Source organism: Fodinibius halophilus (assembly GCF_011059105.1).
Taxonomy (GTDB): domain Bacteria; phylum Bacteroidota; class Rhodothermia; order Balneolales; family Balneolaceae; genus Fodinibius; species Fodinibius halophilus.
The window spans coordinates 95265-111728 of the sequence record NZ_JAALLS010000003.1; the positions used below are offsets into that span (position 1 = coordinate 95265).

The following is a 16464-nucleotide window of genomic DNA, read 5'->3' on the forward strand; positions in this document are numbered from 1 at the left end:
GCCTATTAATTGCTCCCTTTCACTGGCCGGGTGGTTCTCTTCTTCGCCGAATTATCCCCGGATTCTGCCTCATCCTTTTGTTGTTTATATTTCTTCAATACCTCCTGTGACAAATACTCTTTTTTAATATTGGTCGTATCAGCAGGCGTGGACAGGTACAGCTGATCGGTAGAAGAAATTCCTTCGTGGATAATTGCACTATTCTCATTCATTAGTCCCAATACCACCTGTTGCATAACAGGGGCTAAGCCCTCACGCTTAAATACAAAATTAGTAGAATCCCGGGTATGAATAGTTTCCAGCGGAACATACAAAGTACTATCCACAGAATTGATACGAATAGTGTTACTGGTTGTCATGGCGGGGCGCAGCGTCGTATCAGACTCATTCACTTCAATAATTACTTCAAAAACCTTAGAATCTGCATTGGGTCGCTGCTCCCCAATATTCGCAACACTTGTAACAGTGCCGGTTAACTTTTTATCCGGCATAGCATCTAAGCCAATATCCACCTTTTGACCTTTACGCACTTTTTGAATATCGACTTCATTTACATAGGTCACTGAGTTCATCACACTAAAATCAGGAAGTTTCGCCACCACCGGGTCCCAGGCACTAATGGAGCTCCCCTCTGTTACTTTAGACCCATCACGACGACTCCGTTTATATATTACCATTCCCTTTTCCGGAGCATAAATGGTAAAATCTTTCATAATATCACGAATACGCTGTACTTCACGTTCCTCCTGTTTGAGATCCGCCTCAATTTCTTTGAGCTGCACTTCGGCTTGCCGTACTTCTGTTTTATAGTTCTTTCGGGCTTGCTTTAATTTTCGCTTAGCTCGTTCATAATCGATCTCAACCTGACGCTGAACAGCGGGGGACTCATATTTTGATTGCTCTACCGCAATTTCTGCCTCCTCTAAAGCATACTCAAGATTGATCAGGTTATCTCGTGCTTTTGAAAGAGTAAGCGTACTATCGAGTTGGGAACTTTCGTATTCCGACTCGGCCTCTTGCAGCTCTAACTGAGCATCCTGCAGGCTACTGGTAATTTCAGAACGATCCAACTCAGCTACAAAATCTCCTTTTTCAACCATAGTTCCTTCTGGAACCAATCGTTGAACAGGCACACTGAAAATTCGAAACTCACGCATGCCTTCAGGACCGCGAATACTGGTCGAATTCTTAGCTCGAAGTTCCCCAGTTGTAGAAACTTCTACGGTAAAGGGACCCCGTTTAGGTGATGCGAAAAGATTTTTTTCTTCTCCTGATTCACTCCCAAAAAACCACCAGAATGTAACTAAAAATACTAATGCGCCTCCCAAATAGATAAACTTTCTTTCTTTGATAAAACTCATATACTATGACTGTTCCAATTTTAAAAATACTGTAAAACGATTCTGTACGCAGGCAATTATCATCTTAAGTTACCACGACACAGAACCACATATTATCGTGATAGTATTGCTTACTTACAAACACTGATAAAGTAATTACGAAAATAAAAAGAGGTTGTTATACAATAGGCTCTCTTTTGAAGAGTTTTTACAATCTGGTTAAAACTTGTATTAACCCCGATCGATAAGTAAGACCATGAAATCACTTAACAGAACAATATTCCCAAGCCCACTTAATAGTTAAACAGCTGAAAAATGGTCCTTGATATATGCTAGAAGACCACCCGGAATATCAACTTTCCTTTTTGGGGTAAAATGAGAATCAAGGATTAATGCAAGAAGGGGACCGCAAATAAAGTACCCCATTACAAAGGGAGTATCATATCCTAAAGCCCAAAACTGACCGATAGCAATTCCTGCGAGAAATAAATTCAGAAGATTGGTTAAACGAACCCACTTGGGAGCTTTTTTACGATCAGGTACGGTAAGCTTCATAACTTGATTTGTTTACGACTCGCTAACACTATTTAATCATTATCTGTATCGGTAATAACAGTATTGTCTGCTACTCCTGTCTCAAGATCATACTTGGTTGCATATTCGGTTTCATCAACCACTGTTTTGGGATCATTATTCTCATCAACAATAACAACCGTTGGCTTAAACTCTTCCGCTTCTTCAGGGGTCATTTCGGCATAGGAAATAATGATAACACGATCACCGATCTCTGTCTTACGAGCAGCTGCACCATTTAAACAACAAACACGCGATCCCGCCTCTCCTGGAATAGTATACGTTTCAAGACGTTCTCCATTAGTAATATTTACGACCTGAACTTTCTCGTAGGGAAGGAGATCTGCCTTATCCAGCAGTTCTTTGTCAATAGTTATGCTTCCCTCATAATGAAGGTTTGCCTCTGTTACCTTCATCTGGTGTAACTTCGATTTAAACATTGTAAGCTTCATGGTCGTATCTACTTTTCTATAATACAGTTATCTATTAAACGTGTTTCTCCCAAATAAACGGCTCCGGCCAATATATATTTATTATTATCCTCAGTATTCTTCACTGGAGCCATTGTATTGAATGAAAACAGGTTAAGATAATCAATTTTAAAACCTTTTGCTTCCAATTCATTTTTCTGATGTTCCAGCAACAATTGGATGTTAGTTGCTCCGTCCTTAATCTGTTTACCCACATATTGTAACGAACGATACAGACCGGGGGCTAGCTTTCGCTGTTCAGCATCCAGATAAGCATTTCTGCTACTCAGTGCCAATCCATCATTAGCCCGCTTTATCGGGCCCATTACCAATTCTACATCATGGTTAAACTCCTTAACCATCTGCTGCAAAATGCGGAACTGCTGGATATCCTTTTGCCCAAATACAGCTATATCGGGCTCTATGATGTTGAATAACTTATTTACGATAAGCAGGATTCCCTCAAAAAAGCCGGGCCGTGAACCTCCATCCATATATTTATTAAGCTCATCAACTTCGATACTCAAAAATTGTCGACCTGTATACATAATATCATCAGAAGGAGCAAAGACAGCAGAAATACCTTCTTCTCTGCACTTAACCAGATCATCTTCCAATTCTCGGGGATACTCTTCAAAATCCTCGTCAGGAGCAAACTGCTCGGGATTCACATAAATAGAAGCAATAACTTCATCGGCATGTTTTTGTGCGAGACGAAATAACGAAAGGTGCCCTTCATGGAGGGCTCCCATCGTAGGGACAAAGCCTATCGTTTTACCATCTTGCTTTAGGGATTTCACCCTCTTACGTATGTCATCGATGCTTTTTATTGCTTCCATAATAGCCCAAAAAATAAGGGTTTAGCGAACTAAACCCTTATTCATAATAATTCAGAATTATATTTCGGCTGTACTATACTGCCCGATTGGGATCAAAGTTCTCAAGCAGTTCTTTTACGCGATTGAGGAATGCTCCGCCGTGCGCGCCATCAACAATACGGTGATCGTAACTCATGGAGAGATACATCATATGACGGATCGCAATAACATCGCCCTCATCCGTTTCACGGACAACAGGGCGTTTTTCGATAGCGCCCGTTCCAATAATTGCAACCTGGGGTTGGTTAATAATAGGAGTACCCATAAGGTTTCCTACACTTCCGTAGTTGGTCAGCGTTATGGTACCGCCTACCAGATCATCCGGACTCAAGTTCTTATTCCGTGCCTTGATAGCCAAATCCTTAACTGATCGGGCCAAGCCTACCAGGTTCTTTTCTTGTGCATGCTTAATTACGGGAACAATAAGTCCGCCTTTTCCGCCTTCGCCCAGCGCTACCGCCAGACCAAAGTTAATATCGCGCTTCAGTATAATTTCATCATTCTCCTCATCAACAGAACTGTTAATTAATGGAAATTCACGAATTGCCTGGATCATTTTCTCAATAAAGAGCGGCGTGTAGGTCAACTTAATGCCTGCCCGATCCTGGAACTTATGCTTATTTGCTTCGCGCCAGCGGACCAAGTTTGTGACATCGACCTCAGAGAAAGTGGTTACATGTGCAGATGTCTGCTTAGAGCGAACCATATGCTCGGCAATCATCTTACGCATACGATCCATTTTGATACGCTCTACATTTTCGGCGGGACGTTGAATATCGAGCTCCCCGGCAGAAATAGAACGTTGTTCACCTTGAGAAGGTGTTTTCTTTGTACTTGGTTTGCTAAGTTCACTTGCAGCTTGCTGTGTTGCAGCTGGCTGAGCTTTTCCGGCTTTACGATCCTCAAGATAGGCCATCACATCCTCTTTGGATACGCGCCCGCCTTGCCCGGATCCTTCAATACTTTCCAGTTCTTCCTGGGAGATCCCTTCTTCCTTCGCGATAGATCGAACCAGTGGAGAATAAAACCGTCCGTCACTACCAATTCGCTGCGGTTCCGTTCCGCCGCCTGATGGAGCACCATCAGAAGAAGTAGAAGTCGGCTCAGGCTGAGAAGTGGATTCGGTTTCAGCCGTTGCTTGCTTACTTTCTTGTTTTGTACCTGCGCTTGACGCAGTAGCAGACGAACCTGAAGCGACCTTTCCTGTTGCAATAACGGCAATGGCCTGTCCCACCTCAATAGTATCGCCTTCTTCGGCCAGCTTTTCTACAAGCGTTCCGGCCTGTGGCGAAGGAACTTCAGAGTCTACCTTGTCCGTTGAAATCTCAAGAAGGGTTTCATCCTCTTCTACTTTATCACCGATCTCTTTGGTCCATTCAATAATGGTCCCTTCCATTACCGACTCACCCATCTGGGGCATTTCTACCTCAATACGCTCGCCCTCTTCTTCAGAGCTATCGTCAGCAGCAGGCTGCTCTGCTTCTTGCTCGGCAGGCTCTTCATCAGCTTCCTGTGTGCTACCGCCGCCAGAAGTATCTACAGCATCAGCATCTGTTTCAATAATTGCAATTGCCTGTCCTACTTCAATAGTGTCGCCTTCTTCGGCTAACATTTCTACGAGCGTCCCAGCCTGGGGCGAGGGAACTTCAGAATCCACTTTATCAGTGGAAATTTCCAGAAGAGTTTCATCTTCTTCAACAGTATCACCGATATCTTTCGACCACTCGATGACAGTTCCTTCCATTACCGATTCGCCCATTTGGGGCATTTCTACTTCAACTCTGGCCATCGTTACTCAGATTAAATCATTAAAATTTCCGGATAGAATATCCTTATCAAAAATAGTGCTGTTTAAGTTGTGCAAAACAGCCCTCAAAGATCACAATAAATGGGATTAGATCAAAATGATTAGCAAGAGCAAACAACAATTTAAATAACCAATTAGTTAACACTAGATATTCTTCTTAATGCTTTTAGCATGTTACTATGCCAAGAGACGCCAGAGCAGAAGGATACAACTTGCGGTAAATAAAATGCCAAAAATTGGGAAAATATGATCTGCCAGCCAATCCGGTAAAAATATATCAGCTACAGAACCAACCTCTGCCCCCTGGTCTTCGGCAAAAACGGTTAAGGGACAGCGCCAGTTATTAAGCATGAGTGCCAGCAATTCGATTACAGCAATACCAAATGCGATCCATGTTAACACGGTAATATGATCCAATATTGCGGTAATTAATACATAGATGGTGCTGATGCCAATCAGAAAGAAGAGCAAGGAATGAATAAACTTTATGTAGAAGACGGTCTTTGACATTTTTCGCTCTTTACGTCTGGTATATACTGCCTAACTTCTTTTTACGAGATTATACAAGAGCCTGATCCAGATCTTCCAGCAGATCATCGGCGTGTTCCAATCCTACACTAATGCGAATTAAGTTTTTAGGGGTGATGGAATCTTCTCCCTCACTGCTTCGGCGATGCTCCCAGGTACTTTCCACTCCTCCCAAACTCGTAGCACGACCGATAAGCTTTGATCGTCCCACGATATCAATTGCATCATCGGCATCACCGTCAACCAAAAAAGAGATCATACCCCCAAAATCAGTCATCTGCTTTTCGGCAACTTCATGCCCGGCATGGGTAGCTAATCCGGGATAAAATACTTTTTCTACCTTGTGATGATTCTGTAAAAAGCGAGCCAACAATTCTGCATTTTCATTGTGGCCTCGCATGCGATAAGGCAACGTCCGCGTACTACGAGCCAGCATCCAGCAATCATCAGGCGAAGGCACCGCGCCCCCTACCCGCTGGACCATTCTTATTTTCTCAAAAATACCGTCTTGTTCAGCACTTACAATCGCACCTCCCAGGATATCACTGTGTCCTCCAAAATATTTTGTAGTGGAGTGCAATACAAGGTCAGATCCCAGGTCGAGAGGCTTTTGGTTGATGGGTGTTGGCCAGGTATTATCAACACAAACTAATGCTCCATTTTCATGTGCCAGACTTGTAATCGCTCCAATATCCATAATATTCATCATCGGGTTTGAAGGCGTCTCTACCCAAATAAGCTTCGTATCACCGGTAATATGAGCTTTTATATTCTGCAGATCCGTCATATCAATAAAATCCGCCTTTAGCCCCCATGGCTGCATCAGCTCTTTAACCAGTTTACGATTTCCGGCATATACATCTTCCGGAATAATAATATGATTACCCGGCTCCAGCGCCTGAAAAACCGCTGAAGCTGCTGCTACTCCTGATGAAAAAGCTGCTGCCGCTTCTCCATCTTCCATCACCTTTAACACATGCTCCCACTGTACTCTATTGGGATTATCCAACCGGGTATAGTGCCAGTCATCCTCAGACCGTCCCTCTTTATCAAGTTCATATACTGTGGATCGATGAACGGGCGGCACGATATCGGGATTCTGATTAACTACCTCCATGGCAGCATGAATAGCTTTGGTCTTGGTATGCATTGTATGTTGGGGCTTAATTTAGTTTATAAACCAAAAATAAGTTACTAATATCACTACTGATGTGAATTAAACGATTTTAGCCATTGAAGACAATATTTCCGGACATTTTTTACCAGCCATATCCTTGTGACCTCTCCCATACCCAAAAGGCAAAGTCAACTTTCGTAATTTCATTTTTTGTTTTTGCCTTTTTGTTTCTCTTTGCACCTTTTGGCCTTGCCGAGCTGGACATTAACTATCGACTTTATATATGCCTGGGATACGGTTGTACATCTGCAGCTGCAATAGCTCTTAATTATTATCTAATTCAACCCGTACTCCCCAACCTTTTTAAAGAATCAACATGGACAGTCGGGTATCAAATCTTATGGATCGGTTGGATACTTTTCACTATCAGTATCTTCAATAGTATTTATTCGGCCTGGGTCGAGACTGCTCCATTCTCCTTTTCCCAATTACTAATATCAATTTTTTATGTCGCGCTTGTCGGCATTTTTCCTGTTACTGCTCTTATTCTAGTTGACTATTTACGGCTGTACCGGAAACATGCCAACCGCGCCGAAGAGCTGCAGCATAAACTTTCAGCACTTTCCTCTGCAAATGGAAATACTTTGACATTCATTTCTGAAAATAAAAACGAACGGCTTCAACTAAAACCAGATGAGCTTCTGTATCTGACCTCCGCAGACAATTATGTAGAGATTGTATATCGAATAAATTCGGATTTAAAAAGGAGCCTGCTACGCGGTACATTAAAAGGTTTTGAAGATCAACTCAAAGAAACGGGAGTCATCCGATGCCATCGTTCCTATATCGTTATATCTCTCACAAGTCGTCAATATTTCGGGGAACGCTCAAGGCTACTCTTTAAAACTTCGTGGCACCGATTTTTTTGTTCCGGTCTCCCGTTCTTATGCTGATCAGATTTCATCCAACAAAAATGGAGTTGGGGGTTATCTCTTGGCTGGGATATTCGCCCCACGCCTTCACCTTCCTTTGTGCTCCGAACTAATCTGCGTTACACTCCTTTTTTATCACTTCCAACACAGGTTGGCAGCCAACTTTGGTTCGATCACCTGGAAGTAGATTTTATTCAGGTCGTCATATATCCGCAGAGAATATTATAAATATCATACACTAACGCTGAAAATCCACACCATATGACTTCATTCTTTTTAGCAACTCATATTCTATCGGGATTCACTGCCTTGGTAAGCGGAGTATTTGCCCTCTTTCAAGAAAAGGTGGAAAGCGTCATGTGATGGCAGGTCAACTCTATGTTGGAAGTATAACGGCCGTTACTGCCACTTCGTTATATCTATCGATTGTTCGCCCCAATATGTTTTTGCTGCTCATAAGTATCTTCAGTTTCTATCTGACGTGGAGTGGTTTCCGGGCAATTCACTGGAAGAACAAACCGATGGGCACCATTCCTTATATCTTCAACCTGGTATTAACCGGAGCCGTAGCTCTGTCAGGCCTCGCTATGATAGGACTCCCGGTCGCCGTTTGGTCAGGAATGGAATTCCCATCAGTTATTAGTAGATTCGACACCGTATTATTGGCCTTTGGCCTTATCAATACCACCATGTCGGCTTTTGATCTGATTAATCTTTATCGTCCTGCTCACAACAGTAAATTTTGGTAGTTGTATCAACATATAGGAAGAATGGGAGGAGCTTTTATAGCAACGGTAACCGCCTTTCTTGTGGTTAACGTCCATTTTTACCCCAACTGCTTGTCTGGCTAGCTCCCGCCATTATCGGTTCTCCACTGATTGGATGGGACATTCAAAAATACAAATCAAAACTAAGTGGTTCGTCAACACTAATGAACTAGCTGATGAAAAGTACCCTCCTTAACCCCTTTGGGATAAAGGAGAAAGAATCTTAAGGATATATATGTGGGACGATTTGGCAAATCGTCCAGCACACAATCTTTGCTAGTTTTTAGACTACCAGCAACATAACTATTGTCAAACGATAAGTTGGATATGGGAGAGGAAACACCATTAGTGACCCAAAAGGTTTTGTTGCAAAAGTTCTCTCGGCCAAAGGGAACTGCACCTACGCAGACCTCCCGGAAATTTCGCCTGCCGATAATAAACCTCTGGGCTGGCTTGTGGATACTCTTTTTGGCCCTTTTGGGGTAAGGCAGAAGGAACCTTAAGGATAAATATAGTGGACGATTTGGCAAATCGTCCCACATACTGTCTTTTTTGGCTTCATAAATCAGCGGCAGTAGCAAAGTAAATATGATTGCAAAGCTGTGGCACAAGCACCCTTGCTCGTGCAAATAAAAAACCTAGGCCAAGTTTGACTACCCAACTCCCTCTCGACAATTAGATACTAGCCATGCTCAACAAAAAGTTACCACAGTTGAGAAAAATTGATAAGATCTATTCAATCCTCCTGTCCTCCTTCTCCAAGGAGGAACTTTTTAAGGCAACTAACCCCACAGTCCCTCTTGGAGAAGAGGGATTTAGGGAGATTGACTAATGAACCACTACAGCCAATTCACCTTCCTTTTATCAAGAAAAACTTATTTATTAGTTTTAACATGCATCTAAGAGAAATGAGTAAAAACAGATCTCACTACAACAAGGACCATAAAGAATTAGCCAGAAAACTTCGGAAAGACGGCACCAGAGGGGAGACTATTCTTTGGAATGAGGTTTTGAAAGCCAAAAAGATTCATGGATATCAGTTTAATCGACAATTCTGTATTGATAATTATATCGTTGATTTTATATCTCGAAAACTTAAGCTAATTATCGAAGTGGATGGTTATTCTCATAGATTTAAACACAAAGAAGATAAACTTCGGGATAAGAACTTGTCATAACTTGGGTATATCGTTGTACGAATTTCTGAAAAAGAAGTCCGAAACGACCTAGACAACATAATTCGAATACTAGAAAGGCATCTGTCTGATGTATGAAGTTTGCTCTTTAGATACTACGCGAACTAAAAAGGGAGACTGCCGCGGTCTTCCGAAAAATCACCGGAATCCCTCGCAGTGACGCTGCTTTTAAATCATTAAAACCAACGGCTGTCATTGCGAGAAGTGCCGTGGGTTGGCGGGACGACACGGCAATCTCCCCGAAGAAACTGACTAATGCATGAAAGGTGCCCTTTATCCTACTACTATGCCCTAATCCTCCTGTCCTCCTTCTCCAAGAAGGAACTCCTTAAATTAGGTTTCAACCAAAGTCCCTCTTAGAGCCGTGACCGACTGCCGGTGGTAAGAGGAATTTAGCTTGCACTACAAAGCCTTGTGCATAGTAGAGCGGCAAAACAAGATTATAAACACAACTCTATCAGTTTTTATCTGTACTAATCTGTGGCCCTTATCACTTTAATCCGTTCCAACACCGGCGGGTGCGAATAATTCAAGAACACATAAAAAGGATGTGGAGTAAGGTTCGACAAGTTGTCTTTCGATAGCTTCTTGAGAGCCTCAACCATCGGTTCTTTGCGAAAGGTCGTAGCTGCAAAATTATCTGCCTCAAATTCGTACTTGCGCGAAAGCACCTGCATAAATATCGACACAATCATGTCAATAGGGGCATAGAGCATCCCAAAGAAAATAAGTCCGACATACACTGACATCTGCTCCATATAAAAAGCATCATACAAGCCTTCCGAATTAAGAAAAATGGAAAGCAGAAAGAACATAATGCCCGTCTGCGCAATGCTGATTACCATATTTTTAATAATATGCTTTTTCTTATAGTGCCCGATCTCATGAGCCAGCACGGCCACCAGCTCATCTTCCGTATGATTTTCAATCAGGGTATCATACAGTGCAATGCGCTTATTCTTACCGAAACCGGTAAAAAAGGCATTGGATTTACTGCTTCGTTTTGAACCATCCATTACGTACACCCCCTCAAGGGCAAAGTTCACCTTATCGGCATACTCTCGAATCTTCTGTCGGAGTTCACCTTCTTCAAGGGGATCAAAATCATTAAACAGAGGCATTATCCAGGTGGGGGCTACGAACTGTATAAACAACGTAAAGGCTGTTACTGCTCCCCAGGCATAGAGCCATGCATACTGGTCGATATAGGTAAAGAACGCCAACAGGCCGGCAAGCAGCGGGCCGCCAAGTAGAATTCCTAATCCCAACCCTTTCAAAAGATCCAGAACAAACGTTTTAGGAGTTGTCTTATTAAATCCGAAGCGTTCCTCAATCACAAAAGTAGAATACAGACTAAAAGGAAGTGACAAAATGCTTTTGGCCAACAATAACATCCCGATATAAGTTAAACCGGTCCAGATGGTGCCCAATTCCCAGCCACGAACAATTTCATCCAGCCAGTTGAATCCTCCGGCAAACCAGAAAACCAGCAACAAAACCAGGTTAAAGCTGGAAGTTAACAACCCAAACTTTGTCTTTACTTTAGTATACTCTTGCGACTTTTCGTACGTCTCTTCATCATAGACATCGCTGAACTCCTCCGGTAAACTTTTTTCCAACGATTTTAGGTTATAAAAGTCCGCTGCAAGGTTAAGCACGAAATCAATAAGCAGCGTTGCTAATATGATGATTGCAAAAATATTCATCTTCTATAGGGTATATATATGATCAGAAATCCTGTGAACTTACAATTAACAAAAGTACAAATTATTATTAGGCTATGTAAGATTATCAATACTATGATTTTCCTGTAAGTAGCTTATGTTATAACCTCAGATGAAAATAAATCTATTAATCTTAAAAACATCTGCTTTAGTATGAATTCTGACTTTACTAATCGACATATCATCGTCACCGGAGGAGCGGGTGCCCTGGGCTCAGCCGTCGTACAATTGTTACTTAATGAGGGGGCTAAATGTAGTATACCCTGCTATAATACAACCGAAGAAGAAACTTTTAGACTGCGTAATCACGCCAATATTTTTACCAAAGCGAACATTGACCTTACCAATGAAGAGCAAACCCAAACTTTTTATGATGATGCTATAGCACAGCAAGGGCCCCTTTGGGCTTCCATTCATATTGCAGGCGGATTTGGAATGGGGAATATTGAAGATACACCAATGAGTGATTTTAACAAACAGCTGCAACTCAATACCGTAACCTGCTACAATAGTTGTCGGGCTGCAGTGCAACGAATAAGGGAATCAAATTATACCGGGGGACGCATTGTCAATATTGCTGCACGACCTGCAGTGGAACCGCGCCAAGGAAAGGGGATGACCGCTTACACCGTATCCAAAGCCGGCGTTGCCGCCCTTACCCAATCCCTCGCTGCCGAAGTAATTGAAGATGATATTACCGTCAATGCTATTGCTCCATCTATTATTGATACCCCACAAAACCGCAATAACATGACCAACGCAAACTATGAAGATTGGCCCAAACCCAACCAACTGGCACAACAGATTGCTTACTTGGTATCGCCGGAAAATGAAGTGACTCGCGGGGGCGTTATTCCTGTTTACGGTAAAAGTTAGCTCACATTTTTTTGTTGTAGCTCTGTTCTGGCCCCATCTTGTTCTGAGGCTGTCCATAGGGGAAAAGACTTTTTTTGGGGGCTTTGCGAAACTAGTCACATCTTGTCATGCGGAACTTGTTTCAGCATCTCATATACAGTTATTAGCATTAAAACCGAGATCCTGAACTGAATTCAGGATGACATTACCGAGTTTTGCAAAGCTCCCTTTCTATAAGTAACAGCTGGAAGTTCGGCTGGGATTCTAAGAAAGGTTATGAAGCTTTTAAAATCAGCACATATTATTGACAGGCGTCCCTGGGATAGGCCAGATGTGGGTCAGCACGCCGGTAGTAAAGACTTGGGATTTTCGACCTTTAACCAGCCCAATTCCCCGTTATTTTTCAACCTCCTCTTGGTCTCCTCCTTCATAAGGAGGAGAAATGAATGTGCCATCTTCATAGGCTACAACAACAATAAAATATAGAACCCTGCTTTAGATGTATTGGGTTATAAATTTAGCACCTAACTCATAGTAAAGTCCCCCTCCTTATCATGTATAGGCCGGGGACACGGGTGGTTGCCAAACCACAACTCTATGAACTTCTTTATAAAGAGGAGAAATTTTTGATGGCAATTTAAGAACCATCACTAAAGCACTGGAAATACCAGCTACCCGAGCTTAATGGCTTAAACTGCACAGAAATAATATGAACCGCTTGGTGGAAGGCCTCGGGGAATTTCCTGGGATATTACTTCATCTTTCACTTACTAGTTGAACTCAGGGTACTGAAAGATTCTTTGGCAGAGCGATATCCAATTTCGATCATTTCTGCTGTGTTTTCAGTATCAGTTCGACTGAACTTTCCCAAATCAGGCTGAATGATGAGATCAATATCAAGGGGATTTACATGTGCCAAGTGAGAAAGGGCGATCTCGAGCGTATTATTCAGTATTCCTAAAATATTATTTGGTTGTTCATACTCCCGCCTGGCACCTAAATCTACGCCAATAATATAATCCGCTTCAAAAGCTTGTAAAGCAGATACCGGTACGCTCTCTTTCAACCCACCATCAACCAAAAGGCGACCGTGATACCGAACCGGCTCAAAAAGCACCGGAATACAAGTGCTCGCCTTCACCGCATCCGAGACATCCCCCTCATCAATAATCAGCTTCTCACCTGTGGAAATATCGGTGCCAATAACAGCCAAAGGGATATCAGCCTCTTCAAACGTAACATTTCCCAAATGGTTATCCAGCATCATTCCCAGTTCGTTATTGGTTAACAATCCCATTTTTGAAAGGGCAATACCCGACACATCCGGCCAGTCCAGGTCCAGAGCAATACTTTCAATCTCATCCACCGGCATCCCAAAGGCATATAAAGCGCTGACCATAGCCCCGATACTTGTTCCTGCCAGGTAATCAATGTTTATTTCTAACTCCTCCATGGCACGAAGCACTCCCACGTGAGCTGCGCCCAACGCAGCACCGCCTCCCAAGGCCAAACCAATAGAACTGTCATTCTCAGTCATAAATAATATTCTCTTTATCTGAATTCTTTTTAGTCCAAATTCTGTTCCAATTTAAGATGATAACTTTCAATATTACACTTACTTTAAGGTACCGAATTTCAGTAGTACCAAGAAGGTGCAAAATGTAATTCAATTTATAAATAAAAAGTTAAACTGAACTTTCTCTATGTCTCACCAAGGCATCCATCACATTACTGCCGTGGCCGGCGATCCCAAAGAAAATCACAAATTTTATACACAGGTGCTGGGCTTGCGAATGGTTAAAAAAACGGTCAATTTTGACGATCCTTCGGTTTACCACCTTTACTATGGCAACGAAACGGGCGAACCGGGTACCATCCTAACATTCTTTCCCTGGGAACACTTGAAAGACGGAGAACCGGATGCAGGACAGGTGGTGGCTGTATCGTTTTCTATTCCAACAACTTCAAAATCATTTTGGCTGCACCATCTCGAAGAACAGAAAATCGACTTTGAAGATCCTTTTGAACGATTTGGCAAAGAAGTAATTGGACTGCAAGATCCACACGGTTTACACTTGGAACTGGTATTGGATCCCGTGGCAGATAAGGCAGAGGGCTGGGAAGATGGACCCATTCCGGCTCGACACACCATTCGTGGCATCCACGGCGCTACCCTGGCCGAAGATAATTATGCAGGAACAGGTCGATTGCTTGAAGAGGATCTGGGTTTTGAACTCACCAATCAGTTTGAAAACCGGTACCTATATGAATCAAAAGCTGAATTTGGATCAACGATAGAGATTATTGATCAGTTTCCCCTCAATGGCAAACCGGGCAAAGGCACCGTACACCATATTGCCTTTCGCGCCGAAGATGAAGAAGAACAGGAACGGTACCGGAAAAAGTTATTGAACAAAGGATATTACCTCACGGAAGTGAAAGATCGAGATTACTTTAAATCGGTCTATTTCCACGAACCGGGCGGCATTCTTTTTGAAATTGCAACGGATCCACCCGGTTTTACCTGCGATGAAGATGTTGCTAAGCTGGGACAATCACTTCAATTACCCGATTGGCTGGAACATGAACGAACTGATATTGAGCAAGATCTACCCTCTTTAACTGCTTAACTTATTGCTACCATGTCTGAACACCGCGGAATTCATCACATTTCTGTCACTGCCAGCGATCCCCAAGCCAATTATGATTTTTATGTAAAAAAGCTGGGGATGCGAATGGTTAAGAAAACGGTAAACCAAGATGACCCCACGAAATATCACCTTTTCTATGCCAATGCCGAGGGGAGCCCGGGCTCTAGCCTGACCTTCTTTCCATGGCCCAATGCCCGGGAAGGGATCAACGGAACCGGGGAAGCTACTGCTATATCGCTGGCAGTGCCAAAAGATTCTTTATCCTATTGGCAAGAACATCTTAAAGAACAGAAGATTCCTTTCAGCGGTCCTATTAGCCGCTATAATAAACAGCACCTCTCTTTTAAAGATCCGGATGGCCTACAGCTTCACCTGGTTTTTGATGACCTTCTCTCAGATCCCAAAGGCTGGGAGAAATCACCGGTCCCTACCGAACATCAGATACAAGGATTCTGGAGCACTACCTTGGAGGTAGCTAACACTGAGCATACAGAAAACGTATTGACCTCCATTTTGGGATTTGAAAAAGATAGCTCTGAAAAGAACGCAACGCTCTATAAAAGCAAGAGCACACTCGGAAAAACCATCATTCTCAAACAAACCCCGGCAAGGCAAGGACAAAATGGGGCGGGCATTGTCCACCACCTGGCCTTCCAAACTGAGGATAAAGAAGATCTGAAAAAGCTGCGTCACGAGGTACTGCGATATGGCCTTCAACCGACAGAAATTACTGATCGCCATTTCTTTAAGTCTGTTTACTTTCGACTGCCAAACGGACTGCTTTTTGAAATGGCTACTAGCGGACCGGGCTATTTTGTGAATTCTGATTTTGATGCCGACCAAGCCGAAAAACTAGAACTGCCCCCGTGGTATCGCTCGCAACGAGACGAGATAGAAGCGGCCCTGCCAACTCTTAAAACCTAGCATCCTATGTCCCTTTTTCGCGTAGATCCCGACAACCCATTCAACGGGCCTCACCAACAAAATATGCAGGTAGTTACGGGCGGCCTATCTCCTAACGATGCCTCCATGGCAATGATTTTGACCCATGGACGGGGAGCATCGGCACAAAGTATGATGCTCTTTGCTGATGAATTTGAACGAGATGATATCCACTACCGGGCCATACAAGCAAGGCGTCACACTTGGTATCCCCGATCTTTTCTGGCACCCCGGGAGAACAATCAGCCCGGAATCTCCAGCGGACTGCAAGCTATTTATAATCAAATTAGCGAACTCAATAAAGCTGGAATTAATACTGACCATATCGCCCTGCTGGGATTCTCACAAGGTGCTTGCCTTACCACCGAATTTGCGGCCCGTCACCCACAACGTTTTGGGGCAATCATTGGATTTAGCGGTGGATTAATTGGCGACATGATTGACGAGGCCGCTTATGAAGGAGACTTAAAAGAAACACCGGTTTTCCTGGGATGCAGCAACGTTGACCCCCATATCCCCCAAAAAAGAGTGGAAGATACCGCCCGCATCTTACAGCAGTTGAATGCAGATGTAACAAAGAAAATCTACAAGGGAATGGGCCATACGGTCAATGAGGATGAGATCAAAGAAGTAAACAAAATATTAGAAAGCATATAGTTTACATACTGTATAATTACTCATTTT

Annotated in this window: 17 protein-coding genes; 8 read left to right on the forward strand and 9 right to left on the reverse strand. The window is 43.0% G+C overall.

Translation table 11 applies throughout. The annotated features are described in order from the left end of the window. Positions 1-5: 5 nt before the first annotated feature. From G3569_RS03665 to G3569_RS03695, 7 genes are all read right to left on the reverse strand, one after another. Positions 6-1361 carry an efflux RND transporter periplasmic adaptor subunit gene (locus G3569_RS03665; protein ID WP_165266203.1) on the reverse strand — a complete coding sequence of 452 codons (1356 nt, stop codon included), beginning with the start codon at positions 1359-1361 and terminating at the stop codon, positions 6-8. Between the two features lie 279 nt (positions 1362-1640). After that, positions 1641-1895: a hypothetical protein gene (locus tag G3569_RS03670; RefSeq protein WP_165266205.1), complete on the reverse strand. Its 255-nt coding sequence runs from the start codon at positions 1893-1895 to the stop codon at positions 1641-1643. 32 nt (positions 1896-1927) lie between these two features. Further along, the gene (gene panD, locus G3569_RS03675) at positions 1928-2365 is read right to left on the reverse strand and encodes an aspartate 1-decarboxylase (RefSeq protein WP_165266206.1); all 438 of its coding nucleotides are present in this window, start codon (positions 2363-2365) and stop codon (positions 1928-1930) included. Positions 2366-2373: 8 nt separating this feature from the next. Then, on the reverse strand, positions 2374-3222 hold the full coding sequence (gene panC / locus G3569_RS03680; protein WP_165266208.1) for a pantoate--beta-alanine ligase: 849 nt from the start codon (positions 3220-3222) through the stop codon (positions 2374-2376). 73 nt (positions 3223-3295) lie between these two features. Then, entirely contained in the window at positions 3296-5050 is a 1755-nt protein-coding gene (gene sucB, locus G3569_RS03685; protein ID WP_165266210.1) for a 2-oxoglutarate dehydrogenase, E2 component, dihydrolipoamide succinyltransferase, read from the reverse strand. A 195-nt stretch (positions 5051-5245) separates the two neighbouring features. Further along, positions 5246-5578, reverse strand: a complete 333-nt coding sequence (locus tag G3569_RS03690; protein ID WP_165266212.1) for a hypothetical protein — start codon at positions 5576-5578, stop codon at positions 5246-5248. Positions 5579-5627: 49 nt separating this feature from the next. Continuing rightward, positions 5628-6746, reverse strand: coding sequence for a trans-sulfuration enzyme family protein (locus G3569_RS03695; protein ID WP_165266213.1), 1119 nt, complete (start codon positions 6744-6746; stop codon positions 5628-5630). An 83-nt stretch (positions 6747-6829) separates the two neighbouring features. On the opposite strand from G3569_RS03695, the gene G3569_RS03700 reads away from it, so the two are divergent. The 4 genes from G3569_RS03700 (at position 6830) to G3569_RS03710 (ending at position 9590) form a co-directional block, all read left to right on the forward strand. Beyond that, positions 6830-7666, forward strand: a complete 837-nt coding sequence (locus G3569_RS03700; protein WP_165266215.1) for a LytTR family transcriptional regulator DNA-binding domain-containing protein — start codon at positions 6830-6832, stop codon at positions 7664-7666. 341 nt (positions 7667-8007) lie between these two features. Next, the gene (locus tag G3569_RS03705) at positions 8008-8394 is read left to right on the forward strand and encodes a hypothetical protein (protein ID WP_165266216.1); all 387 of its coding nucleotides are present in this window, start codon (positions 8008-8010) and stop codon (positions 8392-8394) included. Between the two features lie 706 nt (positions 8395-9100). Further along, entirely contained in the window at positions 9101-9244 is a 144-nt protein-coding gene (locus tag G3569_RS18315) for a hypothetical protein (RefSeq protein WP_205720016.1), read from the forward strand. 76 nt (positions 9245-9320) lie between these two features. Further along, a complete protein-coding gene (locus G3569_RS03710; RefSeq protein ID WP_165266218.1) occupies positions 9321-9590 on the forward strand; it encodes an endonuclease domain-containing protein in 270 nt (89 codons plus the stop codon). Between the two features lie 491 nt (positions 9591-10081). Here the strand turns inward: G3569_RS03710 and G3569_RS03715 are convergent, their stop codons facing one another. Beyond that, a complete protein-coding gene (locus tag G3569_RS03715) occupies positions 10082-11314 on the reverse strand; it encodes a M48 family metallopeptidase (RefSeq protein WP_165266219.1) in 1233 nt (410 codons plus the stop codon). Between the two features lie 171 nt (positions 11315-11485). On the opposite strand from G3569_RS03715, the gene G3569_RS03720 reads away from it, so the two are divergent. After that, the gene (locus G3569_RS03720) at positions 11486-12208 is read left to right on the forward strand and encodes an SDR family NAD(P)-dependent oxidoreductase (RefSeq protein ID WP_165266221.1); all 723 of its coding nucleotides are present in this window, start codon (positions 11486-11488) and stop codon (positions 12206-12208) included. 742 nt (positions 12209-12950) lie between these two features. Here the strand turns inward: G3569_RS03720 and G3569_RS03725 are convergent. Beyond that, a complete protein-coding gene (locus tag G3569_RS03725) occupies positions 12951-13724 on the reverse strand; it encodes a patatin-like phospholipase family protein (protein WP_165266223.1) in 774 nt (257 codons plus the stop codon). 166 nt (positions 13725-13890) lie between these two features. On the opposite strand from G3569_RS03725, the gene G3569_RS03730 reads away from it, so the two are divergent. The 3 genes from G3569_RS03730 to G3569_RS03740 are packed head-to-tail and all read left to right on the forward strand — an operon-like array spanning position 13891 to position 16437. Beyond that, complete coding sequence (locus tag G3569_RS03730) at positions 13891-14817, forward strand: VOC family protein (RefSeq protein WP_165266225.1); 927 nt, start codon at positions 13891-13893, stop codon at positions 14815-14817. A 12-nt stretch (positions 14818-14829) separates the two neighbouring features. Then, a complete protein-coding gene (locus G3569_RS03735) occupies positions 14830-15762 on the forward strand; it encodes a ring-cleaving dioxygenase (protein ID WP_165266227.1) in 933 nt (310 codons plus the stop codon). A 6-nt stretch (positions 15763-15768) separates the two neighbouring features. Further along, positions 15769-16437 (forward strand): alpha/beta hydrolase, encoded by a 669-nt coding sequence (locus tag G3569_RS03740; protein WP_165266229.1) that lies wholly within the window; start codon positions 15769-15771, stop codon positions 16435-16437. Positions 16438-16464 lie beyond the last annotated feature (27 nt).